The following is a 26,172-nucleotide window of genomic DNA, read 5'->3' as shown; positions in this document are numbered from 1 at the left end:
ATCAAGGTTGTTGGGGGTAAATCGTCAGTACCAGGTTGCCCTTGCGATAGCGCTTGCCGCCGGGCGGCAATTGCCCTTCTTCGCGGTGCTCGCTGGTGCTGCGGACCCGCATCAGCACGCCCACCGAACCTCGCTCGCGGGCTTGGGCCAACCAGGCTTGCACGTTGTCGAGCGTGACCTTGCGGTGCGCCGCTTCTTCGTAATGCAAGCCGTAGCGCAGCTCGCCCTCGGTGCCGTAAAACGCCACCTCTGGCTCACGCAGGCGCCATGACAATGCCGATGCCAGGCCCAGTTCGTTGCTCAGCAAAGCACGGGTGTGTTGCAGTTCGTCCAGGTGCTCAAGCACGAACTGGTCGGGCATTTCGTTATCCGCTATCAACTGCGGCATTCCCGCCGGCAGCAGGGCTACCAGCAAGCCAATGCCCAGCGCCGGCATCGCCCACAACGTCAGCGGGCGCACCGCTTGCAACAGGTTGGCGAGGATCCAGCCCAGCAGCACGATAAAAGCCAGGGACAGGCTGAACATCTCGGCGTGGCTGTTGCCGTACAGCGGGTCGGTGATTTGCAGGTAAATCAGCCCGACCATGGCCGCCATGCCGAGAACGAAATTGACCGCGCCGTTGATCACAATCGTACGTGCCTTGCCTTGCTTGATCAGGTCGATCAAGCCGTGGCCCATCAGCAGCGCCAGGGGCAGCAGGCAGGGCATGATGTAGGTCGGCAACTTGCCTTTGCTCAGGCTGAAAAAGCCCAGGGGCAGCAGCCACCACAGGGCGAGAAAGGCAATCGCCGGCTGGCGTTTTTCGTTCCAGGCCTTGCACAGGGTTGTCGGCAGCAATGCGGCCCACGGCAGACACGCCACGACCATGATCGGCAGGAAGAACCAGAACGGCCGCGCATGTTGCGCATTGTCGGAGGCGAAGCGGCGAATGTGTTCGTGCCAGAAGAAAAAGCGCCAGTAATCCGGTTCCCGCACATGGATCGCCAATGCCCACGGCAGGCAAACCAGTACCGCGACCATAATCGCCACCGGCCCGTAGCGCAGCAACTCACCGACGCGGCGCTGCCAGATCAGGTAAGGCACCGCGACCAATACCGGCAGCAGCCATGCCAGAAACCCCTTGGTCATGAACCCCATGCCGCACGCCAGCCCCAACAAGGCCCAGCAACCCAGACGCCCACCTAAGGTGGGGCTGTCGAGAGCAAACCACAGGGCGACCAGGCTCAGGTTGACCCACAAGGTAAATTGCGGATCAAGGTTGGAATACCCGGCTTGCCCGGCCACCAAGCCAAAGCTCATGTAGAGCAGGGCGCAGGCGAAGCTTTTACGTGGGTCGTTCCACAGGCGCCGCGCGATCAGGTAGGCCAGCAGCACACTCAACGCCGTGGCCAGGACCGAGGCAATACGCACGCCGAACAGGTTTTCGCCAAACACCGCCTGGCCCAGGGCAATCAGCCAATAGCCCGCGGCGGGCTTTTCGAAATAACGCACGCCCATAAAGTGCGGCGCTACCCAGTTGCCGCTCATCAGCATTTCCTGGCTGACCTGGGCATAACGGGTTTCATCCGGAATCCACAGGCCGTGAAAGCCCAGGGGCAGCAAGAAAAAAACGGCAAAGCCCAGGATTAACCAGAGCAGAGGGTTCAGGCGGGTCATGAGCACGTCGCTCCATGACGTTCAAACAGGTGCAAGAAGAGTATTGAATTAATCGGGCCGAGCATCGTGATGTTCACTGAATCAATGAGGGGGGGAACCTAACTAAGAGGCGCAACTGAACATGCCAGAACAGGGCTGTCGTTTTGCTGAACGTAATAGCTGCTGGATATGTAAATAAGTGTAATTAAAGTTGTTTAAGTACTGCGGCCCATTGCTGGATTCTCAGAGTGCCCATTGCCTCAAGTTTGCCGTTGGGCAATACCTTGACGAACAGTGCACTGCCATATTCGGCCGCTGCGGCATGGGGAAAGCCCAGGCTCGTCTGGAAGTCGCTCATGCAGGCGCTGTGGGTGATCAACATCAGGTTGCGACTCGGCTGTTTATGGCTGAGGATTTCCTCCGCCATGGCATCCCCGCAAATGGCGAGCGGGCCCGGGGACAGCTCGGTCTTGCCGAACATGAACAGCGAGGTTTGGGCAGTGCGCGTGGTCGGGCTGCTCAGCACGTCGGTGGCCTCCATGCCCAATGAATCAAAGGCTTTGCCCAGTTCGGTCGCGCGTTGCGTGCCCTGGATCGTGAGGCCGCTGGCAGGGCCGAAACAAGGATTTTTCGAGCGGTCGCAGCGTTCTTCATGACGCACCAGAACCACCAGGTCGCCCTGGCGCCAACTGGCGAGCACCCCGGAGGTGACCAGGCGATTGCCGACACCCAGGTCAAGCGGGGAAGAGGGCCACAACAGAAAACCTGTGAGCAGCAGGCCGATTACGCTGATGCCCAGCACAGGCAGGCGGTATTTTTTCAGGCGCTTCAACCTTGCCCATTTGGGTTTTGGATTGGCCAGGATCATGTCTGCCACGCTATTCACCCTCGGCCCTTTAGTTGTGCTTATAACCAGTGAAGTTAATGGGCGATCGCCCGTTGTGGAGCAGCAGCCTGTCACAGTGCTGCTGTCTTTTTGCTGAACATCCGCGTCGTAAAAAGTGTGAGTATTAGTAACTAACAAGTTGCGAGTTATCACCGCTGGGAGCGCACTTTAAAGTGTCGAGGATGGGCAGGCGGTGAAATCCATGTGAAAAATTTGCGTGGGCATGTCCCTCAGCCGTTATTCTCGTTGGCAGTCCTTCAAATGAGCGTTCCTATGTTGCAGGTACAAGGGGTTATCAAACACTACGCCACTCCCCAAGGTCCGCTGGCCGTGCTGGCCGGTGTCGACCTGTACCTGGGGGCGCGCAGCAGTCTGGCGCTGATGGGCGAGTCGGGCAGTGGCAAAAGCACCTTGCTGCACCTGGTGGCCGGCCTGGATCGGGTCGACGGCGGCAGCATCCGCATTGGCGAGCAGCGCTTGGACCAGCTCAACGAAGGGCAACTGGCCCATTGGCGCCGTACCGAAATCGGCCTGGTGTTCCAGCAGTTCAACCTGATCGGCAGCTTGCGTGTGGAGGACAACCTGGCATTCCAGGCGCGCCTGGCGGGGCGCTTCGATCCGCATTGGCAGGCGCAGTTGGTGGAACGTCTGGGGCTGGGCGATTTGCTCAAGCGTTATCCGGAGCAACTGTCCGGCGGTCAGCAGCAGCGGGTGGCGGTAGGGCGGGCGCTGGCCTCGCGTCCGGGTTTGCTGTTGGCCGATGAGCCCACCGGCAACCTCGACGAAACCACCAGCGATGAGGTGCTGCAGTTGCTGTTGGATCTGCTGCAGGACAGCACTACCAGCCTGTTGATGGTTACCCACAGCCCACGCCTGGCCGCACGCCTGGACCAGCAGGTGGTGCTGCACCATGGCCGTGTCGTGCCGATGGACGCGCGCTGAGATGGCGGTGTTCTGCTGGGCTTTGCGTGCGTTGTTGAGCCACTGGCGACGCCATCCGGTGCAGTTTTTCAGCGTACTGACCGGCCTGTGGCTGGCTACCGCATTATTGACGGGCGTGCAGGCGCTCAACAGCCAGGCACGAGACGGCTATGCGCGCGCCAGCCAATTGATCGGCGGCGAACCGCAGGCCAGCTTGAGCGCACCGGACGGCGCCGCCTTCCCCCAAGCGCTGTTTGCGCAGTTGCGCCGCGCCGGGTGGCCGGTGTCACCGGTGGTGCAGGGGCGGGTGGTACTCAAGGGGCATGAGGAGCAGCGGCTGCAATTGATGGGCATTGAGCCGGTATCGTTACCTGGCAGCGGCAGCGTGGCCGGGCAGCGCTTGAGCCAGGCACAGATGCTGGCGTTTTTCCAGGCGCCGGGGCGTACCTGGGTTGCCGCGCAAACCTTGGAGGCGCTCGGTTTGCACGCGGGCGAACAACCGCTGACGGCCAGCGGGCAGCGCTTGCCGCCGTTGCAGGTTCAGCCGGACATGGCCCCCGGTATGCTGCTTACCGATATCGGTTTTGCCCAACCCGTGCTGAACATGCAGGGGCGGCTGTCGCGCTTGCTGCTGGACAACGCCTTCGCCGCCCGCCATCCCCAAGCGCCCGCCGGGTTGCAACTCAAGCAGGGCGAGGACAACAACCTCTCACGTCTCACCGAAAGCTTTCATCTGAACCTCGACGCCTTGGGCTTTTTGTCCTTCGTGGTCGGGTTGTTTATCGTGCACGCAGCCATCGGCCTGGCCCTGGAACAACGGCGGGGTCTGTTGCGCACTTTGCGTGCCTGCGGGGTCAGTGCGCGAATGCTGATCCTGAGCCTGGGGGTCGAACTGGGATTTCTGGCATTGCTGGGCGGTGTACTCGGGGTCGCCAGCGGTTACCTGCTGGCCAGCCTGTTGCTGCCGGACGTCGCCGCCAGCTTGCGCGGCCTGTACGGGGCCGAAGTGGCAGGTCAACTGAGCTTGAGCCCGGGGTGGTGGCTTGCAGGGCTGGGCTTGAGCCTGCTCGGCGCCTTGCTCGCAGGGGCCAGCAGCCTGTGGCGTGCGGCGCGTTTGCCGTTGCTGGCGCTGGCCAATGCACAAGCCTGGCATGAGGCCCACGGGCGCTGGTTGCGGCGCCAGGGTTGGGTGGCGGTTGCGGCGCTGCTCATTGCACTGCTGGCCCTGGAGTTGGGCAACAGCCTGGCCGCCGGATTCGTGCTGATGGCGGCCTTGCTGCTGGGCGCTGCACTGGGTTTGCCGGTGTTGCTCAATGCGCTGTTGAACGGCGTGCTGGGGCGCAGTCGTTCGGTACTGGGCCAGTGGTTCCTCGCCGACTGTCGCCAGCAACTGCCAGCCTTGAGCCTGGCACTCATGGCGCTGTTGCTGGCCCTGGCGGCCAATATTGGCGCAGGCTCCATGACCTCGGGTTTTCGCCAGACCTTCAACCACTGGCTGGAACAACGCCTGACCGCCGAGCTTTACCTCAACCCGCAAAATCCGGCTCAGGCGCAGCAACTGCACACATGGTTGGCACAGCAGCCGTTGGTGCAGGCGGTGCTGCCCAGCTGGCAGGTCGCGGTGCAGTTGCAAGGCTGGCCGGCGGAGCTGTTTGGTGTGGTCGACAACCCCACCTATCGTCAGCACTGGCCGTTGCTGGAGGCGACGAGCACACCCTGGGACCGCTTGCTGCAAGACGATAGCGTGATGCTCAGCGAGCAGTTGGCGCGGCGCTTGAACGTGCGCCTGGGCGACAGGGTTCAAGTCCCCACCCCGCAGGGCACATGGGCACCGGAAATCGTCGGAATCTATGCCGACTATGGCAACCCCAAGGGCCATCTGCTGGTCAACGCCAAGCACCTGTTGGCTCATTGGCCGACGCTGTCACCGGTGCGATTCAACCTGCGCGTGGCGCCCCAGGATGTGCAGCCGCTGGTGGGTGAAGTGCAGCGTGAGTTCGCCCTGGAAGACAGTCGTATTGTCGATCAACAACAACTCAAGGGATGGTCCAACCAGGTCTTCGAACGCACCTTCGCCGCCACTGCGGCGTTGAACAGTCTGACCCTGGGTGTGGCGGGCGTGGCATTGTTCATCAGCCTGCTGACCCAGAGCCAGAGTCGCCTCGGGCAACTTGCGCCGTTGTGGGCGCTGGGGGTGACACGCCGCCAACTGATGCTGCTCAACCTTGGCCAGACCTGGCTGCTGGCGGTACTGACGCTGGTCCTTGCGTTGCCGTTGGGGCTGTTGCTGGCGTGGTGCCTGGATGCGGTGATCAACGTCCAGGCGTTCGGCTGGCGCCTGCCGTTGCAGGTATTCCCCGGGCAGCTTGCACAGTTGATGGGGCTGGCGTTGCTTGCGACATTGCTGGCCTTGGCCTGGCCGCTATGGCAGCTCTACCGCAGCCGCCCGGCGGATTTGTTGAGGACCTTTGCAAATGATGATTAAAGCGTTGGGGTGGGGGGTGTTGCTGCTGCTGTTGAGTGCCTGTGACAAGCCGCCTGCACCCGAGGAAAGCTTCGCCGGGCTGGGCAGCGATGCGGCGGAGTTTGCCCAAGTGGCCCCTGGTAAAGTCTTCAGCTTCCCCGAAGATCACGGCCCGCACCCAGGCTTTCGCATCGAATGGTGGTACGTCACCGCCAACCTCAAGGATGCCCAGGGCAATGTGTTCGGCGTGCAATGGACCTTGTTTCGCAACGCCGTGAATGCCGGGCCGATGCAGCAAGGCTGGCGCGACTCCACCATCTGGCTCGGCCACGCCGCCGTCACCAGCGCCACCCACCACTACGCCGCCGAACGCTTCGCCCGTGGTGGTGTCGGCCAGGCCGGAGCGCAAGCGTTGCCGTTCAACGCCTGGATCGACGACTGGAACTTCGCCACCCGCCCAGGCGCCACTAGCGCTCTGGCCGATATGCAACTCAAGGCCAGTGGCGGGCAATTCGCCTACGACCTGCAACTGACCTCCAGCCGCCCGTTGGTGCTGCAAGGCGACAACGGCTACAGCCGCAAATCCGACCAGGGCCAGGCGTCGTACTACTACAGCCAGCCGTTTTTCACCGCCACCGGCAGCATCAGTATCGACGGCCAGACGTACGAAGTCAGCGGCCCGGCCTGGCTCGACCGCGAATGGAGCAGCCAACCCCTGGCCGCCAGCCAGACCGGCTGGGACTGGTTCTCCCTGCACCTGGACCGGGGCGCGCAACTGATGCTCTTTCGCGTGCGAGACAAAGACGGCGGCGGGTACCTCACCGGAACCTGGATCGACGCCCAGGGCCGCACCGAGACCCTGCACAACGCAGATATTCAACTGGCGCCGCTGACCAGAACCGAGATTGACGGGCGCAGCATTCCCACGCGCTGGTCGCTGAAGATCCCCGGCAAACACCTGGACATCACCACCGAGGCGGTCAATCCGAAAGCGTGGATGAACCTGGGGATTCCCTACTGGGAAGGGCCGGTGAAGTTCGAGGGTGGGGTGGGGTATTTGGAGATGACGGGGTATTAGGGCGTCTTCCGTAGGCGCTTATCTTTTGCTGTGTAGGCAACTTCCCAAACGTATTGTTTGACCCCCGCCTGCTTGTGTCCGGGCTGTAGGCGCTTGCTTATATTTCGATGCCATCTTCATGGCATTCGAGATGTAAGGCATGGCGCAGGCATACCTCAACGACCGCACCACGGACTACCTCAGTTTGAAGTCCAGGCTAATGGGTGGGGCGTTGAATCGGCAGCGCTCTGATCATTTCGATGTGTTGAATCGGCACCTGCGCCATAAGCTGGTGACGCCAGGACAGTTGGTGATTATTCCTGATAATTACAGCGTAACTTGCAGTGCCGAAGAAGCCTGGTTGATGCGCTATGCCGAGGAAATTCACCGAGGACTGGCACTGGATGCGTCGGCTGGGCCAGCAGTGATCAATGACTATGACCTGCTGCAGAGCCTGTTGGGGTATGGCTCGATAGGCGTGGGGGGTGCGACATCTGCGTGGGGGCGACATCTGGATGAGGTGGTGCTTACGCTCGAGTCGATTGAACAGTTACATCAGCGGTTGAAAGGGGGTGGCTTGGACCGGGTTGAGTTTGTTCGACAACGGCAGATGCTGTTCGGGAACCTGGATAGGCAACTGCAAGGTGCAGCGCGGTTTGGGACAGGGCTGAGGGGGAATCAGTCATTGAAAAAGGTGCTTGGCGTTTCAACCAAGAGCTACCTGCATAAAGGCGAAATAGCAGGGTATGCACAGCGGATCGGGGCAGTTGCGCAGGCTTCGAAATGGCTGGGGAATGGGACTTATGTGGGGCTGGCTATGGATGTAGGCGTGGCGGGTTTGGAAATCAGGGAGGCGTGTGTGGTGGGAAGGGAGGTGCAGTGTCGGCGGGCGAAATATGTGGAGACGGGGAGGTTGGTGGGTGGGGTGGTAGGGGCTGCTGGCGCAGGGGGGCTTGGTGCTGAGTTAACACGCCGTGCATGCAACATTTTTCTAGGTGTCGCGACGAGAGGAACCGGTGCTCTGACCTGCGCAATAATTGGGGGGGCGATGGCAGGGTATCTAGGAGGTAAGAAGGGCGGGGATGGTGGGGCGTTCCTGGGTGGAAAAATTATAGAGGACAACGGTGATTTGATATTCCAGCCAGGGGGGGCTTGAGCATGGATTTTTTTCTCGCCTATACCGCTGTGATGATTATCGGGACGTTTGTGGTTTTGGGACTGATACTTTTTTTCGAACGAACAAAACTCGATGAGTTGGAAGGTTACTTCAGTGAAAACCCGCAGGTCCGTAAACATCGGCAACGCTGGGGACGAAACCAGCGGTTTATCAGGTTTCATCGTATGTGTCTGATGATTGATATCCTTCGCGCGCCAGAAAGCTCCGTGAAAGAAGGCTTTATGACTGAGGCAGAGTCAGCCGCCATTCCGTCAGCGCTCAGGCGTTGGGCTGTATGGCCTTATCGCCTTGCGATGATTTGGGCTATCAGTTGGGGCTATTGGTGCACCTGGCTTTAGAGGTGCTCGCTTCCACGACCTGAATACCATAGTTCACATTTTTTAAAAAATACTGTTCATGCGTACAGTATTGTCCTACAGTCCATCCTAGGTGACCGGATGTCACCGGTCACCTGAGCTTCAATTTTTTAACTATGGATGGATAAAAAATGAAATCGAAAAAAGCCCTTATGCTAGGCGCGGCCATGATGGCCTCCTGCTTTGTTTCGGCCTTTGCCCTGGCCGAGCAAACCCCTCCCAAGCTCAGTGCGCAGACGGTCAAGCAGGCCGTGGACAAAGCGTTGAAACAAGGTGGCACAGTAGAGAAGGCCATTGTCTCGGACGCACTCAAGCAAAAGCTCGATGCAGCCAAGGCCGGCAAGCCCAAGGTGTCAGCCGGCAAGGCAATTGCCAGTAATGCGGTGGTTGATGCCAAGGTAGGCGAGTTGGTAAAGCCCGATCAGGCGAAACTCAAGGAAGCGGCGGTTGCTGCCTTCACTCCGCTGTTTCCAACTCTGGATATCAACACCCTTTACACGCTGACCGGGGTGGAGACCGGCGCGCAGATCGCCTACCACTTCAACCTGCCGAAGAATGCGCGAATTCAGGTGCAGTTGTTGAACCAGAGTGTCGGCACCGACATGTCGCTGACCCTGTTCCACGATGACGGGCAGGGTAATCTGACCCCGTTGGGCACGTCTGATAACGCCGGCAATGCCGATGAGTACCTCAACGGTGTATTGCCGGCCGGTGACTACTACTGGTTCATGGTGGCCAATGCCGCAAGCAACTCGCAGTTCAGCTTCGGCGTGGCGGTAGACAGTAACATTGATGCCTACGAGCCCAACGATACCGAGCAAACCGCATTTGCCCTGCCGGATGCGCTGAATCAGGTGACCGGTAACCTCGACAGCGTCAATGATGTGGATTACTTCTCCTTCACGTCGCTGCGTGGCCAGGGTGTCGGCATGTTCCTGGGTGATGATGGTGCGGGTACGCGCAACCAGTGGATCTTCGAGCGTTTCGACGGTAATAACTGGGTAGTGATTCAGCCGGATTCCACCTCCACCTATCCGAACCTGACGCCGGGCTACACGGTCAAGGTACGTGTGCGGGCGAACCCGGCGGTGGCGTTGAACCCTCAGGCCCAGTACAAGTTGACCCTGGGTTCGGCGCCTCGCTTGAACCAGCACAACGTGAACGGCGATAACGTAGTGCGCATTCCCAGCTCGATCTTCCAGCTGGCCACCCAGGCAGCCCGCAATCTGAGCTGGAGCACCCAATGGTCGGACAGCACCGGTGAGCCATTGCGCGGGGTCACCCCAGTGCTGCGGGTCGACAAGCACTTTGGTGCAACTTACAACTGGGTCAACTATGAGGCCAAGACCGGCATCACGGGTGCAGCTTCGGGCAATGTCGCCTTGGGCACTTGCTCCGGCGACTATAAAGTGCGGTACCCGGACAGCGCGTCGGGCCAGACCTACAACTGGGAAACCTGGTTCAACGAAGGTGGCTGGCGCATCGAGCTCAAGGAGTTTCCGGGTGTGGGCGTAGGCGGCAATATCACCCAATACGTCAGCCTGGGCCACATTTGCAGCCAGACCATCGTGCGCTGATTGATCTAGGAATGTGAAGCAGGGGGCAGTCCATCTGGGCTGCTCCCTTTTTTTGTGGCCGGCTCCCAATGCAGCGTGCCAAACAGGTAATCCATCAACGGCAACACGATATTGAAATTGCGCCCCTGCATCAGCTCGCGACGGTGATGCAGGGCGTGCAGGCGATGCATTTGGCGAATCCACGGCAGGCGCGCCACCGGGTGTTCAGCGGGCAAGTGTTCGCAGGCGTGGAACACCTCGTAGAGCAGGTAGCCGAGGATCATGCACCCGGCAAACAACCCCGCCACGTTGGGGTTCAGTTGCTTGAGCAGCCACCAGCCGGGAAGGGTGATGGCCAGGCTGTGCAGTACGATCAGCCAGGCGGGGAACAGGATGACGCGCCAGTCACGCGGGCTGTCGTAGGTCATGTGGCCGGGCGTGAAGAAACTGTGGTGATCGCCGGTGTGGCGCGCGTAGAACAGCCGGGCGAATGAGTGTTTGTGATGGCCGAGATGACGGTGCACGAGGTAGATGCACAGGTTGAAGAACACCAGCGTCAAGGGCACCGTCAGCCACTGCAGGGCGGTGATCTGTGCGGTGGAGGACCAGGCCAGGGTGATACAGGTGATGCCGTAGCCGAGGACGAACGCGGCGTGTAGCCAGGGGTTGTAATGGCGACTCACGTTGGCGCGGTAGCGGCTGCGGAACGTTTCGGTGAGATGGGGCATGGCGGGTTGCTCGCTGTTTTTGTTCGAGATTGAGCTTAGTGGGTGGGGAGGAATGTGCGAGCTTTTACTGGGGGATGGGTATTTACACAACTTTGGCGTTACGCCGGATCTGTGGCGAGGGAGCTTGCTCCCGTGACGGCCTGAAAGCCAATACTGATATACCTGGCGCCCTGCGGTCTAAGTGTGGGAGGGGGCTTGCTCCCGATGGCGGCCTTAGGGCCGACCAGGATGTTGGATCAGATCGAGTACATATCCGTTGTTTGGGTAACGGCTGATATTGGTTCCGCCCTTACGGCGGGTCACTTTCGAAAAGCCGGAATGCCGGCCCAGGCGAAAGTAACCAAAGCGCTCTTGCCCCACCACTCGGCACCTCGCCCAGGCTCGGTGTGCCCGTAATCCGCCATGGATTTGGGGGGTAAACCGGCATCCCTGCCGGTTTACCCCCCAAATCCCTGTCGAATTCCGGCCAGCGTGGTTTAACGGGGCGCCTGAGATCAAAAGCAGATCAAGATCAAGAGCGGCTCGCTTCGCATCGTGGTTACCGTCGGTTGCTATCAAGTTGTGCAGATACCTATGCTCATCGGGGTGTAGCCCTCCCACAGTTTTAATCGGCGGTGAACTTGAAAATGGTGTTCTGGATATAGGTTTGCCCTGGATTCAAGCGAGTTGAGGCAAAGCCGGGTTGGTTAGGCGCATCCGGAAAATGCTGGGTCTCCAGGGTAAACCCGCTCCAGTGCTGGTACGTCTTGCCACCTTTGCCCTTCACCGAACCATCCAGGAAGTTGCTGGTGTAGAACTGCACCCCAGGCTCACTGGTGTAAAGCTGCAAGCGCCGCCCCGACTCAGGGTCATGCACCTGGGCAGCAAGCTGCTTCACATCACCTTTGGTATCCAAGGCCCAGTTAAAGTCGAACCCGCCTTGTTTCGGCTCGGCAAATTTGAGCTGCGGATGGTCCGCCTTGATGTGCTGGCCAATAGGCGTGGGCTTGAGGAAGTCCATCGGTGTGCCCTTGACCGGAGCCAGCTCACCGGTGGGGATCAAGGTGGCATTCACCGGCGTGTAGTGGCTGGCGTGCAAGGTGGCGACCTGCTTGAGAATGTCGCCGTTACCCGCGCCGGCGAGGTTGAAGTAGCTGTGATTGGTGAGGTTGAGTACCGTCGGTTTGTCGGTGGTGGCCTTGTAGTCGATGTGCAGTTCGTTCTTGTCGTTGAGGCGGTAAGTGACTTCGGTCTTCAGGTTGCCGGGGAAACCCATTTCACCGTCCTTGGACAGGTAGGTGAGGGTGACGCCCACCGAATCCTTGTCCTTGACGGGCTCGGCGTGCCACACCTGTTTGTCGAAGCCCTGGGCGCCGCCATGCAGCGAGTTGGGGCCGTCGTTGAGCGGCACCTGGTAGCGTTTGCCGTCGAGTTCAAAGGCGCCGCCGGCCAGGCGGTTGCCGAAGCGGCCGATGGTTGCGCCGAAAAATGCAGTACCGCCTTGATAGCCTTGCACGTCATCGAAACCCAGCACTACGTCGTCGAGCTTGCCGTTTTTGTCAGGCACCTTCAGCGACTGCAATACACCGCCGTAGGTAATTACCGTGGCTTGCATGCCATGGCTGTTGCGCAACACGTACTGTTCGACGGCGGTGCCGTCATTGGTTTTACCGAAAGGCTTGTGCTCGCTGGTAAGGCCGGCGGCGTGAGCGCCGCCGCTGGCGATCAGCATGGACAGCGCCAGACCGGACAACAGGTATCGAGGGTGCTTCATGTCGAACTTCCTTTTGTTGTTTTTGGGTTGAATAGTTCTACTAATGTGAGATATTTCACCGGTTATCCAGCAGATTTATAGCCTTTAACGCCGATTTCGTAAAATAAAATAAGACTAATTGATCGAGGCACTACGTTATGAGTACTGAACACGCCATTTATCCCGACCTCAAGGGCAAGAGCGTATTGATCTCCGGCGGGGCGTCAGGGATTGGCGAATTCATGGTGCGGGCCTTTGCCGCCCAGGGTGCCAAAGTGGCGTTTGTGGATCGCGCGCAAAGCCAGGGTGAACGCTTGGCGGCGCTGCTGAACTCTAAGGGCCACACCGTCGAGTTCGAGTGCTGCGATATCACCGATGAGATTGGCTACGGTGCGGCAATCCGGCGCTTCGAGCATTCCCTCGGGCCGATCACGGTGCTGGTCAACAATGCGGCAAATGATGTGCGCCACAGCCTGGAAGAAATCGACTCGCAAATGTTTGACCGGTTGATCGCTGTCAACCTCAAGCACGCCTTCTTTGCCGCAAAGGCGGTGGTGCCAATGATGAAAGAGGCGGGTGGCGGCTCGATCATCAACCTGGGCTCGGTCGGCTGGATGATGGCGTCTGCCGGCTACCCGGTGTACGCCGCCAGCAAGGCTGCCGCCCACGGCATGACCCGAGGCCTGGCGCGGGAGCTGGGGCCGAGCCATATCCGCGTCAACACACTGGTGCCGGGCTGGGTGATGACGGAAAAACAATTGGCCATGTGGGTGGATGATGCGGCTCGGGAGTTGATCGCCCGTAGCCAGTGCCTGCCTGGCAGTGTGATGCCGGAACACATCGCCAATATGGCCCTGTTTCTGGCCTCGGATGCCTCGGCGATGTGTTCGGCGCAAAACTTTATCGTTGACGGCGGCTGGGTGTAGAAACGCGGTTCCAAAAAATTGTGAAGATCGCGAGTGGGAGGGGGCTTGCCCCCGATAGCGGTGGGTCAACCCACATCAATGTTCGCTGGGCCGACGTCATCGCAGGCAAGCCAGCTCCCACATTTAGATCCTGGGGTGTCAGGTAGAGATGCGCCGGCTGTCAGGCCGTCACGGGGGCAAGCCCCCTCCCACATATGAACTGCGATGCTTAGGCGATTGGGTAGCGTTTGAACGGCGGGTGCTGTTCCAGGCGTTCAGCATGGCGCTTCAGGTTGGGGAACGCATCCGCCTTCACCACCGACGCCACGGTGAACTGGCTGAACGACCAGGCGACCGCTGCTGTAATGGATGCCTGGGTCAGTGCTTCACTGTCTGCCAGTTGCTTGTCCAGCAGGGCATAGGCCGCCAGCAATTGCCCACTGACGCGTTCGATCCACGGTGCATGTAACTTTTCGGCTGGGCGCAGGTTGTGTTCATAGACGATCTGCACACTCTTTTCACAGGCGGCAAGAGCCAGTCCGAGCAGTTGCAGGTCGTGGGCGCGTGCTGCCGGTTGTTGGGGCAGCAGCTTCTTGTCAGCCGGCGCCAGTGCTTCCAGGTAATCGAGGATCAGGCTCGAATCCATCAGCACCGTCCCGTCGTCCAACACCAGGGAGGGGGCTTTGACCACGGGGTTGATCTGGGCAAATTGCGCGTAGGTGCTGAACACCGACAGCGGTTCATGCACAAACTCCACCCCATACAAGTCCAGGGAAATCGCCACGCGGCGTACGTAAGGCGAGTCCAGCATTCCGACCAGTTTCATGCAGCCTCCATTGCTTTCGCGGTGTGATTGGCTGACGAGATTAAGGCTTCATGATCAGGGTGCGCAATGCTTGAAGGGGCGGTCGCTACATTGAACTGCGGGCCGCCCCGGGCGGTTGCCCGGTGATGCGCTTGAACGCACGGCTGAACGCCGCCTGGGAGGTGTAGCCGAGGCGTTGCGCGACGGTTTCGATGGGCATGCGCTCCAGGCTCAGCCACTGCGTGGCCAGGCGCATGCGCAGTTCCGTAGCGTAGCGCAACGGCGGTATGCCGAGGATGGCCTGGAAGCGATCGGCAAATACCGAGCGCGAGGTATGGCACTGCGCGGCCAGTTCCGCCACGCTCCAGTCGCGGCCCGGTTGCTGGTGTAGGGCGAGGAGGGCGCGGGCCAGGCGTGGGTCGCGTAGCGCCGCCACCAGGCCCGAGGCGTTGCCACAGGCGCATTCGACCCAGCCGCGTACGATCATCGCTGCCACCACATCGGCCAGGCGCGCCAGGATGCCGGCAAAGCCGATGCGGGCCGTGGAGACTTCCCGTTCCATCACCGCCAGGATCGGCATCAGGCCGGGGTAACGCTGGCCCCCTGCATCGATCAGCATCAGCGCCGGCATCAGGTTGCCGAGCCCCTGGATACTGCCAAGTTCGAACTCCATGCAGGCACTGAACAGCAAGGTGCTGGGCGTCGCATTAGGGGAGGCATCCACGGCGCAGACCGCATCCCCCAACGGGGCACTGTCGAAATCGCCGATATCGTGCACACCGGCGCTCGCATCGGATAACAGTGCATGCGCGCCACCATGGGCAATGAATACCGCATTGCCCGCCGACAGCTCGAAAAGGTTGCCGTCCTCGCCGCGCAAGGTCGCATGGCCGGCCGCGAGAAAGTGGAAATAGGCGTGGCCGGGCTTGGCGTCAAAGCCCATGCCGAAGCTCGGCCCGGCCTGGATGCGGCGGTACTGCACGCCCCGCAGGCGCATGCCGCGCAGCAGCTCATTGATCAGGTCGGAAGACAGGGTAAAAGCATCCGCGGCAGTCATGGTCGGGGTTTCGGTCAAAAACTCAAGGGTTTGCATCATAGATCATCCTGGCAGGCAAACCTAGACTGGCCGCCTTGCTAATGATCTGAGGATGACCTGTGATGAGTGAATATGCAGCTCAAGCCCCTGCCGGGGTAGTGACGGAGCCGGCCTGGCTGGCGGTATTTTCTTTGGCAATGGGGGTGTTCGGCTTGCTGACGGCGGAGTACCTGCCGGCCAGTTTGTTGACCCCCATGGCCTTGGACCTGGGTGTCTCGGAGGCGCTCGCCGGCCAGGCCGTGACGGTGACGGCAGTGGTGGCGTTGTTTGCCGGTTTGCTGGTGCCCGGCCTGACCCGAAGCATCGACCGGCGCGTGGTGCTGCTGGGGTTCTCCACGCTGATGATCGCCTCCAACCTGCTGGTGGCGTTGTCTTCCAGCCTGGCCGTGCTGTTGTTGATGCGCATCCTGCTGGGCATCGCCCTGGGCGGTTTCTGGAGCATGGCGGCGGCGGTTGCCATGCGTCTGGTGCCGCCGGCATCGTTGCCCCGGGCGCTGTCGATCATTTTCAGTGGCATTGCGCTGGGTACCGTGGTCGCCGTGCCGCTGGGCAGCTATCTGGGTGGGCTCTATGGTTGGCGCAGTGCGTTTATCGCGGCGGCTGCCGTGGGTGCGGTGACCCTGGCGTTCCAGGCGTTCACCCTGCCGCGCCTGGTGCCCAATGGTACCGCGCGCCTGCGTACCGTGCTGGAAGTGCTGCTGCGCCCGGGTATCGCCATGGGCATGTTCGGTTGCGTGCTGGTACATACCGCGCATTTCGCATTGTTCACCTATATTCGCCCGTTCCTGGAAAGCACCACCGGCGTCGATACCCAAGGGCTGGCCCTGATGCTGCTGGGCTTCGGCGTGGCGAATTTCGTCGGCACCTTGCTCGCCGGTTGGCTGCTGGTGCGCCACCCGCGTGGGACGTTGGTGTTGATGCCGGTGCTGGTAGGCATTGCGGCGCTGGCCCTGGTCTGGCTGCCGGTGTCATTGCCGGGCCAGGCGTTGCTCCTGGCGCTGTGGGGCATGGCGTTCGGCGGTGTACCGGTGGCATGGTCCAATTGGGTCGCCCGTGCCGTGCCGGACCAGGCCGAAAGTGCCGGCGGCATGGTGGTCGCTTCGGTGCAGTCGGCGATTGCCGCAGGGGCTGCCGGTGGCGGGTTGATGTTCAGCGTCAGCGGCATTGGTGGGGTATTTGTGGGTGCGGGTGTATTGATGTTGCTCGCGGCCTTGCTTATCGCCCTGCGCGTACAGGTGCCTCGACAAGACCGGGATGCCGGTGTGACGCACCACCCGTCTTTGGTTTAGTCTGGAACGCTTCGTTGATCACAATCCCTGAGGAGCAGTGGCATGGCTGACTATCTACCCCCAAAGGTCTGGACCTGGGACACCGAGAGCGGCGGCACCTTCGCCAGTATCAACCGGCCCATCGCCGGTGCTACCCACGAAAAGGCGCTGCCAGTAGGCAAGCACCCATTGCAGCTGTACTCCCTGGCTACGCCCAATGGCCAAAAGGTCACGATCCTGCTTGAAGAGTTGTTGGCCCTCGGGCACACCGGTGCCGAATACGACGCCTGGCTGATCAAGATCGGTGACGGCGACCAGTTCGGCAGTGGCTTTGTGGGGGTAAACCCGAACTCGAAGATTCCGGCCCTGATGGACCGCAGTGGTGCCACGCCGATTCGGGTATTCGAGTCCGGCGCGATCCTGCAGTACCTGGCCGAGAAATTCGGCGCGTTCTTGCCCAGCGAGCCTGCGGCCCGGGCTGAATGCCTGTCATGGTTGTTCTGGCAGATGGGCAGCGCGCCCTACCTGGGGGGTGGCTTCGGGCATTTCTATGCCTATGCGCCGAGCAAGATGGAGTACCCGATCAACCGTTTTGCCATGGAAGCCAAGCGCCAACTGGATGTGCTGGACAAGCGCCTGGCGGTGAGCGAGTACATCGCCGGCGATGAGTACACCATTGCCGATATCGCCATCTGGCCCTGGTACGGCGGGCTGGTCAAAGGCCGCTTGTACGGCGACTCGGCGGAGTTTCTCTCGGTGCATGAATACAAACACGTGCTGCGCTGGGCCGACGCAATTGACGCCCGGCCGGCGGTGCAGCGCGGGCGACGGGTGAACAGGGTGTCGGGTGAGGAGCAGTTGCCCGAACGGCATGACGCGAGTGACCTGGACTGATTCAGATCCAGTGTGGGAGGGGGCTTGCCCTCCCACATTTGGATCTCCTTAGCTTCGGTTTACTTGTAGCGCTGTTCGAATACCGCCACCTGCTCAGGTTTGATCAGTTCAAACGGCACCCACACTTCGGCTTCAATCGGTTCGCCCTTGATCATTTTGATCGCCGCTTGCACCGCCTGGGTCGCCTGGGCCTTGGGGTCCTGGAACACTGAGGCAGCAAGCAGCCCACGCTTGATCGCCGCCAAACCATCGGGCAAACCGTCGATGCCGACGATCGCAATCTGGCCCTTGGCCTTGCCCGCTTGCTGCAATGCCATGGCCGCACCGATTGCCATTTCATCGTTGTTGGCCACGATCGCATCAAACTGCGTGCCTGCCAGCAGCCAGTTGCTGGTCAGGTCCATGCCTTTGTTGCGTTGCCACTCGGCGCTTTGCTGCTCGACGATCTTGATACCGGGAAAGTCCTTGAGCACCTGCCTGGCGCCCTCGGTGCGGTCGTGGGTGGCGTTCTGCGCAAGGTCGCCCATGATGATCGCCACGTTGCCCTGGCCGCCGAGTTTTTCCGCGAGGTAGCGCATCTGCAATTGCCCAGCCTCGATGTCGTTGGACGCCACCGTAACCACGCCCTTTGGCAGCGTGCGTTCATCCGGGTGGCGGTTGACGTACACCAGTGGCGTCTTGGCCGCCACGGCGGCGCGGGTGATGTTGGCAGTGGCAGCCGTGTCGACCGGCAGCACGATCACCGCATCGACTTTCTGGTTGAGAAAACCTTCGACCTGGTTGAGCTGGCGCACGACATCGCCCTGGGCGTCTTCGAACTGGATCTGCACGTCCTGCTGTTTCGCCGCGGCCTCAAGGCCGCTACGTACATAGGTCATGAAGTTATCGTCGACCCGGGCAATGCTCACGCCAATGCGGTACGCGGCGAAAGTCCATTGGCTGAACAGCACCAGCAGCGCGGCCACTAGCAATGAATAACGATGCATAAGGGTGTTCCTTTTATTGTTATAGGGTGAATGCCTGGCGGAAGCGCTCCAGGGCCAATTCGCTGGTGCCGCTGGCCCAGCCCTCCAGGCCTACCACGCCGGTGTAGCCCATGGCGTGCAACGCGCGGGCAATCGCCGGGTAGTGGATTTCGCCAGTGCCGGGCTCCTTGCGCCCGGGCACGTCGGCCACCTGGATTTCACCGATGGCGCCGCCGGCGCGCTGGATCAATTCGATCAGGTTTCCTTCGCCGATCTGCGCGTGGTACAGGTCCAGGTTCATCTTCAGATGCGGGCTGCCCACGGCTTCGATCAGGGCCAGGGTCTCGTCGGCGCGGGCGAACGGCGTGCCGGGGTGATCGACGGCGGTGTTGAGGTTTTCCAGCAGGAACACACGGCTGGCGTCTTCCCCCAGGCGCGCGATTTTTTCCAGGGTCTTGCAGGCGCTCAGCCACATGCGTCCGGTGGTCTGGCTGACCGGCTGCACCGGCAAGCCGCCGTCGCCCAGGCCGGTGCCGTGCAGGTTGAGGCTGGGGCAATTGAGGCGCTCGGCGATGCCCAGGGATTCGCGGGCGCTGTCGAGCAGTTGGCGACTGCCTTCGGGGTCGGTGAGGGTGCCGCTGATGTAGCCGGTCATCGAGGTGAAGTCCGCGCCGGTCGCGGCCAGGGCGTCGATGTCCTTGTCGGTCCAGCTCCAGATTTCGGCGCTGAACCCCAGGGCGTGGATACGTTTGACCCGTTCGATGAAGGGCAGGTCGAGAAACACCATCTCGGCGCTGACGGCCAATGTGAACGGCATCATGGGCGCGCCCCTTGCACGGCCACGGCCTTGCCGGTCTCGTACGACTCAATGCAGGCGCGGGCAATTGCCAGGGCTGCGCGCGCATCCTCACCGCTGGCCAGGGGCTTGGCGCCGCTGCGCAGGCAGTCGACAAAGTGGTTGAGTTCGGCAATGTAGGCGTCGCGCAGCAGGTCAGTGTCCATTCGTTGGGTGTCGGCCTGGATGCCCTCGGCCAGGTAGCGCACCAGGTCGCAGTCATTGAGGCTGCCCATGCTCAGCATGCCTTGGCTGCCGAACACTTCACCGCGCACATCGTAGCCATACACCGCCTGGAAGTTGGCCTCGGCGGTGGCGATGGCGCCGTTGTCGAAGCGGATCGTGACCACGGCGGTATCGAGCAAGCCTTGGCTTTTGTACGCTGGGGCGATCAGCGCGTCGGCCATCACATATACCTGCACCGCTTCGGCGCCGGGGTTGAGGTAGCGCAGCGTGTCGAAGTCGTGGATCAGGGTCTCCAGGAAGATCACCCATTGTGGTGAAGCGCCAGGGTTGTTCAGCGCCGGGTCGCGGGTCAACGAGCGCAGTAACTGCGGCGTGCCGATGCGGCCGGCGGCGACATCGAGGTGGGCGGTACGGAAGCTCTTGGCGAAACGCCGATTGAAACCGACCTGCAACGGCACGCGGGCGTCGGCGGCAGCGGCGATGGCGCGATCGGCTTCATCCAGGGTGATCGCCATGGGTTTTTCGCAGAAGATGCCCTTGCCGGCACGGGCGGCGCTGATCACCAGGTCGGCGTGGCTACGGGCGGGGGAAGCGATAAGCACTGCGTCGATATCGGGGTCGTTCAACAGCTGTTGTGGGTCGGTGTAGACCTTGTCCACCCCCAGCTCTGCTGCCAGGCGTGCGGCCTGGCCTGGAGTGGGGTCGGCGATGGCGGCAAGGCAGGCGCCGGGGATGTGGCGGGCCGCCGTAAGGCCGTGGAAGCTGCCCATGCGACCGGCACCGATCAGACCCAGGCGGATGTTTTGTGTACTCATGAAGTGACCCCTTTTTATTGTTGGCCGCAGGACAGTCCTGGCTGGCATAGGGGCAGGAGCAAGGGTTATGCCAAGTCATAACGCACTGATTTTTAATGGTTTATAAAATAGACTAAACAAAATGTGCTCATTTAAATGACATGCCTATACTGACATGTAAAAAACATGAACATGGATACCTCGATGACCCTGACGTTCAGCATGCAAGACCTCGAATACCTCACGGCTCTGGGGCCTGCTGCGTTGAATGACGGCCCCGTCGCTGCATTGGAGCAGGGCTGGCGAGCGTGTCGGTCTGGCCAGGTCGAGCGCCCGGCCGGAGTGCGCCAGGTCATCTGGGATTCCTGGCGGCGCAGTATCGAGGCGGGTATCGATCCCGATGACAGCCACTACCGTTTCGTGGCCGCCCAAGCGCTGGCGGCAACCCTGGCCAATCACCGCGTACTGATCGCCGCTGCCGCGCAGGTCATGCACGGCTTGCTGGCCTATAACCCACGCGGCCATATCAACGTTACCGATGCCGAGGGCACCACCCTGTATTTCTGCGGGCTGGACATCACCCCCGTCGGCAGTCGCCTGCTGGAATCGGTACAGGGCACCAACTGCACCGGGCTGGCCCTGGCCGAAGATCGCCTGGTGTACGTATTGGCCGAGGAGAATTTTGCCGGCGCCCTGCGCCAGCGCCGCATGCACTGCGCCGCCGCGCCGATCAAGGATGCTCAGGGCCAGACACTGGCGATGCTCACGCTGACCGCCGAGCCCGGCTGGTTTCATTTCCATACCCTGGGCACTGTCCAGGCGGCAGCCGAAGCGGTGTCGCGGCAGATGGCGCTGCAGGTGTTGCTGGAAGAACAACAAGCGGTGCTCGAAGTGCTGAACGAAGGCTTGGTGGTGCTGGATGAGCGCGGCTGCATCAAGGCACTCAACCGTTATGCGCGGCAGTTGTTCGGGGTGGGGCTGGAGCTGATCGGCAGTTCGTTCCAGCGCCTGGGGCGCAGTGAGTTGAGCGACGTGCTGGGTGAGCCGGTGCGCGACCTCGACTGCACCTTCGAGTTGCACGACCGCAGTCAACTCGCCTGCCTGGTCTCGGTATGCCCGCTGGAGCAGGGCGGGGTGATCGTGTCGGTGCGCGAAAACCGCCGCATCCGCGAAATCACCCGGCGCCTTATCGGTACTCAGGCGCGCTATACCTTCGACACCATCCAGGGCACCTCACGGGCGATCCAGGACGCGCTGCACCTGGGGCGCATCGCCAGTCGCGGCGACGCCACCACCTTGGTCCTCGGCGAAAGCGGCACCGGCAAGGAGCTGTTTGCCCAGGCCATTCATAACGCCAGCGAGCGTTGCAACGGCCCGTTCGTGGCGGTCAACTGCGGCGCCATCCCCCGGGACCTGGTGCAGAGCGAACTGTTTGGGCATGTCGAAGGCGCGTTCACCGGCTCGGCGCGAGGTGGGTCGGCGGGCAAGTTTGAATTAGCCGATGGCGGCACCATCTTCCTGGATGAAATTGGCGACATGTCCTTCGATGCCCAGGTCAGCCTGTTGCGGGTGTTGCAGGAGGGGGAAGTGACCCGCGTGGGCGCGAAAAATTCGCGGCCAGTGGACGTGCGCATCATCGCCGCCACCCATCGCAACTTGAGCCAGGCAGTGGCCGAAGGTGCGTTTCGTGAGGATCTTTACTACCGCCTCAATGTGTTGAACCTCACCGTGCCGCCGTTGCGTATGCGCCGCGAGGATATCCCGCTGTTGGCACGGCATTTCCTGCAGCGCTGTGCGCGTTCGTTGCGTAAGCCAGTGCAGGGTTTCTCGCCGGAGGCGCTGGCGCTGCTGTCAGCCCATGGCTGGCCGGGCAATGTGCGTGAATTGGAAAACGCCATCGAGCGGGCGACCAACCTGGCGATGGGGGAGTTGATCCAACCGGCTGACTTGCCGCTGGAAACCCAGCAGCGGGCGATGCCGCCTCTTTACCAGCCCCAGCCCGCGCAGGATCTGAGCAGCCATGAACTGCATGCCATCGTCGCTGCATTGAACAACACGGGCGGCAATATTCGCCTGGCCGCCCGGCAACTCAACGTGTCGCGGGGTGGGCTGTACAACAAGATGGGGCGGTTTGGTTTGAGTGCAGGGGATTTTCGCGGGCGGTGAATGATTGCCCGTGTGCAGATTAAATGTGGGAGGGGGCTTGCTCCCGATGGCGACCTGACAGTCGACCGCTAACTAAGGGATGCCCCGCGATCCAAATGTGGGAGGGGCGGTGCGACGATTCGACTTGCCCCCGATGGCGGCCTGACAGCCGACCAGGATGTTGGATCAGACCGAGTACATATCCATTCCTGCGGTAACGGCTACTTAGGGTTCCGCTCTTACAGCGGCTCACTTTTGGAAGGACCGGAATGCCGGCCCAGCCAAAAGTAAGCAAAAGGTCCTCGCCCCACCACTCGGCACCTCGCTTAGGCTCGGTGTGCCCGTAATCCGCCATGGATTTGGGGGGCCGCCGCCACGCGCCATCCATGGCGCGGGGCGGCTAAACCGGCATCCCTGCCGGTTTACCCCCCAAATCCCTGTCGAATTCCGGCCAGCGTGGTTTGACGGGGCGCCTCAGATCAAGATCAAAAGCAGATCAAGATCAAGAGCGGCTCGCTTCGCATCGTGGTTACGGTCGGCAGCTACAAAGTTGCGTAGATACCCATGCCGCGATAGCGGTGTTTCAGCCTCTGAATTTTTGACGGGTTCATTGCCATCGAGGTCGAATCGTTGCACCGCCCCTCCCACATTGTGTTCTTTGTGTATCAGGTGCCCATGTTTTCCGGGGTCACTATCTGCGGTGGTATATGCACCCGATGCCGCACAGGATCGAAGCCTTCGTCATTCAGCAACTGCACCAGCAGTTGCACCAGCGCCGCCGCCGTCTGCCGCGGCTGCGAGTCCATTACCACATCGATCAAGCCGCGGCTCAACGCCTGGCGTGACAGTTCGGTCGACTCCTGCAGAATGCAACACAGCGCCGGGCGCTTGGGCAGTTGCGCCAGGGCGTTGATCACGCCGTCACCGCCGCCGCCCACCACGCACAGGCCGCGCAGGTCGGTGTGGCGGGCAAGCAGGTCGAGGGTGGCTTCCTCGGTGATGTCGCAGTTGTCCAGGTTGATCAGCGGCTCCAATGGCTTGAGCCCCGGCGCGTGTTCGGCCAGGTAGCTGTGCAAGCCTTCGACCCGTGCTTGATGCCCGAGAAAACGATGGCCGCCCAACAGGATGCCCACGCTGCCTTTGCGTGCGCCGCAGGTGTGCGCCAGCAGCCAGCCCATGGTGCGCCCGACCACGTGGTTGTCCTGGCCCACATAGGGTTCGAGGGCCTGCTCATGGATATCCGACAGCAGCGCAACCACTGGTACGCCGGCTTCACGAATCTGCGCCAGGCAGGCGTTGATCAGCGGATGGGCGAAGCTGACCACCGCCAGGGCGTCGCACTGCACCGCCAGTTGCTCGATCTGCGCGACGATGGCATTCGGTGAACGGTCGTTGATGTAGTCGAACTGGCAGCTCAGGTTGGCGGTGGCGTGATGCTGCGCTGCATCGCTTATTGACTGGGCGAGGTTGGCATAGAAGGCCTGGGCGGTGCCCAGCAACAGCACGCCGAAACGGTAGGTGGGCCGCCGTTCGCGGATGCGCTGGCCGATCAGGCGCGCAGCAAAATAGCCCACCGCTTCGGCAGCCTGGAACACCTGTTCGGCCGTGCCGGGGTTGACCGGAGCGCGGGCGTTCAACACGCGGTCGACGGTGGCTACGCTGAGCCCCGCATGGGCGGCAACGGTGGCGATGGTTGGGCGTTTATGGTTGTGCATTGGCAGGCCCCTTGAGCGTCTTGATAGAAAACTATCAAGCTCCGCTGGGCCTGGATGATAGCTTGATAGGGAATGGATTCAAGGCCTTGAGGGTGATTTGGCTGCGCTCTATGGTTGGTTCCGCAAAGCACCTGAAACCCCACGCTAGCGGAGCACAATAACAATGCCTGAACCCACCGCTCACCGCGCCCGACGCGACTACAGCCTCACCGGGCCCGAAGCGGCCCGTGCCGCCGAAAAGGGTCTGGTCTCGGCCAACTGGTACCAGTCACCCATCTCGCGCAAACGCATGAAAGAACTGATGCAACGCCGCGATGGCCCGGCCTTGCTCGACACGGCCATCTGGGCTGCGACGCTGTTGGCCACAGGCTTTGGCGGCTATTGGTTCTGGGGCTCCTGGGCCTGCGTACCGTTTTTTCTCGCCTATGGTGTGCTCTACGGAACGGCGTCCAACCCGCGCTGGCACGAAACCGGCCACGGCACTGCGTTCAAGACCCGCTGGATGAACGATGCGTTGTACCAGGTGGCAAGCTTCATGTGCCTGTTCGAACCTCACGTGTGGCGCTGGAGCCATGCCCGTCATCACACCGACACCATCGTCGTCGGCCGCGACCCGGAGATCGTCGAGCCGCGCCCGCCGAGCCTGTGGATGATGGCCCTCAGCCTGTTCAACCTGCCCCTGGCCTGGAAGACCTTCAGCGGCGTAGCCCGCCATGCGCTCGGGCGCATGAGTGCCCAGGAGCAAGACTTCATCCCTGAATCCGAATGGCCCAAGGTATTCCGTGCCGCACGTATATGGATTGGGATTTATGCGCTGATCATCGGCGCCGCGTTGTACCTGCACAGCTGGCTACCGCTGATGCTGGTGGGCTTGCCCAGTCTTTATGGTGCCTGGCTCGGCTACCTGTTCGGCCTCAGCCAGCATGTGGGCCTGGCCGAAGATGTGCTCGACCACCGCAGCAACTGCCGCACCATCTACATGAACCGGGTGCTGCGCTTTATCTACATGAACATGAACTACCACCTCGAACACCACATGTACCCGATGGTGCCTTACCACGCGCTCGGTCAACTGCACGAAGAGATCCGCAGCGACTGCCCACCGCCGTATGCCAACCTGTGGGAGGCCTACCAGGAAATCATTCCCACTATTTGGCGCCAGCGCAGCGACCCCAGCTATTTCGTCCAACGCCCGACCCGTGGCGAGGGAGCTTGCTCGCCCCACAGTAAAAGCCAGTCATTGGAGATAAATGCATGAACGATCAATGGATCGACGTCTGCGCCGTGGGCGAAATAGAAGCAGAAGACGTGCTGCGCTTCGACCACGGTATTCACACCTACGCGGTGTACCGCTCGGCCGAGGATGAATTCTTCGCCACCGCCGGCCTGTGCACCCACGAGAAAATCCACCTGGCGGACGGCCTGGTGATGGACCATGTGATCGAGTGCCCAAAGCACAACGGGCGCTTCGATTACCGTTCCGGCCAAGCCCTGGGCGCGCCGGTGTGCGTCAACCTCAAGACCTACCCGGTGCGGGTCGAAGCGGGGCGGGTACTGCTCGCTGTCACGGCCGGATGATGAACCAGACCCTGATCATCGTCGGCGCTGGTCATGCCGGTGGACGTGCGGCACTGACCTTGCGTGAAGAAGGTTACAGCGGGCGCCTGATCCTGATCGGCGATGAAGTGCACTTGCCCTACGAACGCCCACCGTTGTCCAAAGGCGTGCTGCAAGGCTCGACGGACCTGGCGGAATGCAGCCTGTGCGACAGTGCACGGTTGGCTGCGCTTGGCATTGAGCATATCGCCGGCAACCCCGCCAGCCGTTTGGACCCGCAGCATCATCGGCTGCAACTGGCTGACGGCCAATGGTTGACCTATGCCGGCCTGCTGCTGGCCACCGGAGGCCGGGCGCGACGCTTGCCCCAGGAGCAGGCCAACGTGTTCTACCTGCGCACCCATGATGAAGCGTTGGCCTTGCGCAATGAATTAAAGCCAGGCGCCAGGTTGGTGGTGGTCGGCGGGGGCTTCATCGGCCTGGAGGTGGCCGCT

General features: G+C 61.5%; 23 protein-coding genes. 13 read left to right on the top strand and 10 right to left on the bottom strand.

Features of this window, described 5'->3' with window-relative positions:
- Position 1: 1 nt before the first annotated feature.
- Together arnT and E3O56_RS17080 are read right to left on the bottom strand one after the other, a co-directional pair.
- Complete coding sequence (gene arnT / locus E3O56_RS17085; protein WP_248128599.1) at positions 2-1,657, bottom strand: lipid IV(A) 4-amino-4-deoxy-L-arabinosyltransferase; 1,656 nt, start codon at positions 1,655-1,657, stop codon at positions 2-4.
- 184 nt (positions 1,658-1,841) lie between these two features.
- Positions 1,842-2,522 (bottom strand): histidine phosphatase family protein, encoded by a 681-nt coding sequence (locus tag E3O56_RS17080; protein WP_032880405.1) that lies wholly within the window; start codon positions 2,520-2,522, stop codon positions 1,842-1,844.
- A 273-nt stretch (positions 2,523-2,795) separates the two neighbouring features.
- On the opposite strand from E3O56_RS17080, the gene E3O56_RS17075 reads away from it, so the two are divergent.
- From E3O56_RS17075 to E3O56_RS17050, 6 genes are all read left to right on the top strand, one after another.
- Complete coding sequence (locus E3O56_RS17075; protein ID WP_248128598.1) at positions 2,796-3,464, top strand: ABC transporter ATP-binding protein; 669 nt, start codon at positions 2,796-2,798, stop codon at positions 3,462-3,464.
- 1 nt (position 3,465) lies between these two features.
- On the top strand, positions 3,466-5,928 hold the full coding sequence (locus E3O56_RS17070) for an FtsX-like permease family protein (protein ID WP_248128661.1): 2,463 nt from the start codon (positions 3,466-3,468) through the stop codon (positions 5,926-5,928).
- Positions 5,918-6,985: a lipocalin-like domain-containing protein gene (locus tag E3O56_RS17065; RefSeq protein WP_248128597.1), complete on the top strand. Its 1,068-nt coding sequence runs from the start codon at positions 5,918-5,920 to the stop codon at positions 6,983-6,985. Before E3O56_RS17070 ends, E3O56_RS17065 begins: the two co-directional genes overlap by 11 nt.
- Before the next feature lie 139 nt (positions 6,986-7,124).
- Positions 7,125-8,120, top strand: coding sequence for a hypothetical protein (locus tag E3O56_RS17060; protein WP_148853574.1), 996 nt, complete (start codon positions 7,125-7,127; stop codon positions 8,118-8,120).
- Positions 8,121-8,122: 2 nt separating this feature from the next.
- On the top strand, positions 8,123-8,479 hold the full coding sequence (locus E3O56_RS17055; RefSeq protein WP_078821772.1) for a hypothetical protein: 357 nt from the start codon (positions 8,123-8,125) through the stop codon (positions 8,477-8,479).
- 149 nt (positions 8,480-8,628) lie between these two features.
- Entirely contained in the window at positions 8,629-10,074 is a 1,446-nt protein-coding gene (locus E3O56_RS17050; protein ID WP_032880416.1) for a hypothetical protein, read from the top strand.
- Positions 10,075-10,079: 5 nt separating this feature from the next.
- Here E3O56_RS17050 and E3O56_RS17045 read toward each other — a convergent pair whose 3' ends face one another.
- Entirely contained in the window at positions 10,080-10,781 is a 702-nt protein-coding gene (locus E3O56_RS17045) for a sterol desaturase family protein (protein WP_223018448.1), read from the bottom strand.
- Positions 10,782-11,385: 604 nt separating this feature from the next.
- Positions 11,386-12,534 carry an aldose epimerase family protein gene (locus E3O56_RS17040; RefSeq protein WP_032880420.1) on the bottom strand — a complete coding sequence of 383 codons (1,149 nt, stop codon included), beginning with the start codon at positions 12,532-12,534 and terminating at the stop codon, positions 11,386-11,388.
- A gap of 137 nt (positions 12,535-12,671) precedes the next feature.
- On the opposite strand from E3O56_RS17040, the gene E3O56_RS17035 reads away from it, so the two are divergent.
- On the top strand, positions 12,672-13,439 hold the full coding sequence (locus tag E3O56_RS17035) for an SDR family oxidoreductase (RefSeq protein ID WP_032880421.1): 768 nt from the start codon (positions 12,672-12,674) through the stop codon (positions 13,437-13,439).
- Between the two features lie 208 nt (positions 13,440-13,647).
- Here the strand turns inward: E3O56_RS17035 and E3O56_RS17030 are convergent, their stop codons facing one another.
- Positions 13,648-14,244, bottom strand: coding sequence for a glutathione S-transferase family protein (locus E3O56_RS17030; protein WP_248128596.1), 597 nt, complete (start codon positions 14,242-14,244; stop codon positions 13,648-13,650).
- Between the two features lie 85 nt (positions 14,245-14,329).
- A complete protein-coding gene (locus E3O56_RS17025; protein ID WP_103735498.1) occupies positions 14,330-15,316 on the bottom strand; it encodes an AraC family transcriptional regulator in 987 nt (328 codons plus the stop codon).
- Between the two features lie 65 nt (positions 15,317-15,381).
- Between E3O56_RS17025 and E3O56_RS17020 the strand changes: the two genes are divergently transcribed.
- On the top strand, positions 15,382-16,608 hold the full coding sequence (locus E3O56_RS17020) for an MFS transporter (protein ID WP_248128595.1): 1,227 nt from the start codon (positions 15,382-15,384) through the stop codon (positions 16,606-16,608).
- 42 nt (positions 16,609-16,650) lie between these two features.
- Positions 16,651-17,481: a glutathione-dependent disulfide-bond oxidoreductase gene (gene yghU / locus E3O56_RS17015; RefSeq protein WP_248128594.1), complete on the top strand. Its 831-nt coding sequence runs from the start codon at positions 16,651-16,653 to the stop codon at positions 17,479-17,481.
- Positions 17,482-17,540: 59 nt separating this feature from the next.
- On the opposite strand, the gene E3O56_RS17010 is transcribed toward yghU, so the two are convergent.
- Genes E3O56_RS17010 through E3O56_RS17000 form a run of 3 tightly spaced genes read right to left on the bottom strand, consistent with a single transcriptional unit; the run spans position 17,541 to position 20,282 of the window.
- Positions 17,541-18,467: a sugar ABC transporter substrate-binding protein gene (locus tag E3O56_RS17010; protein ID WP_248128593.1), complete on the bottom strand. Its 927-nt coding sequence runs from the start codon at positions 18,465-18,467 to the stop codon at positions 17,541-17,543.
- 19 nt (positions 18,468-18,486) lie between these two features.
- Entirely contained in the window at positions 18,487-19,266 is a 780-nt protein-coding gene (locus E3O56_RS17005) for a TIM barrel protein (protein ID WP_248090183.1), read from the bottom strand.
- Positions 19,263-20,282 (bottom strand): Gfo/Idh/MocA family oxidoreductase, encoded by a 1,020-nt coding sequence (locus E3O56_RS17000; RefSeq protein ID WP_248128592.1) that lies wholly within the window; start codon positions 20,280-20,282, stop codon positions 19,263-19,265. Before E3O56_RS17000 ends, E3O56_RS17005 begins: the two co-directional genes overlap by 4 nt.
- A 183-nt stretch (positions 20,283-20,465) precedes the next feature.
- Here E3O56_RS17000 and E3O56_RS16995 point away from each other — a divergent pair, with 183 nt between their 5' ends.
- Positions 20,466-22,427, top strand: a complete 1,962-nt coding sequence (locus tag E3O56_RS16995) for a sigma 54-interacting transcriptional regulator (RefSeq protein WP_248128660.1) — start codon at positions 20,466-20,468, stop codon at positions 22,425-22,427.
- Positions 22,428-23,071: 644 nt separating this feature from the next.
- Here the strand turns inward: E3O56_RS16995 and E3O56_RS16990 are convergent.
- Positions 23,072-24,121: a LacI family DNA-binding transcriptional regulator gene (locus tag E3O56_RS16990; protein ID WP_248128591.1), complete on the bottom strand. Its 1,050-nt coding sequence runs from the start codon at positions 24,119-24,121 to the stop codon at positions 23,072-23,074.
- A gap of 163 nt (positions 24,122-24,284) precedes the next feature.
- Here E3O56_RS16990 and E3O56_RS16985 point away from each other — a divergent pair, with 163 nt between their 5' ends.
- From E3O56_RS16985 to E3O56_RS16975, 3 genes are all read left to right on the top strand, one after another.
- Positions 24,285-25,379: a fatty acid desaturase family protein gene (locus E3O56_RS16985; protein ID WP_248128590.1), complete on the top strand. Its 1,095-nt coding sequence runs from the start codon at positions 24,285-24,287 to the stop codon at positions 25,377-25,379.
- Complete coding sequence (locus E3O56_RS16980; RefSeq protein WP_032880442.1) at positions 25,376-25,699, top strand: MocE family 2Fe-2S type ferredoxin; 324 nt, start codon at positions 25,376-25,378, stop codon at positions 25,697-25,699. The genes E3O56_RS16985 and E3O56_RS16980 overlap by 4 nt, the downstream gene beginning before the upstream one ends.
- On the top strand, positions 25,699-26,172 hold a 474-nt coding region (locus E3O56_RS16975), incomplete at its 3' end, for an FAD-dependent oxidoreductase (protein WP_248128589.1). The genes E3O56_RS16980 and E3O56_RS16975, both read left to right, overlap by 1 nt.

It is taken from the genome of Pseudomonas sp. W2Aug9 (assembly GCF_023127755.1).
Classification (GTDB): Bacteria; Pseudomonadota; Gammaproteobacteria; order Pseudomonadales; family Pseudomonadaceae; genus Aquipseudomonas; species Aquipseudomonas synxantha_A.
Note: the sequence above shows the minus strand (reverse complement) of the source record. Positions and strands in the feature narration are given on the sequence as shown.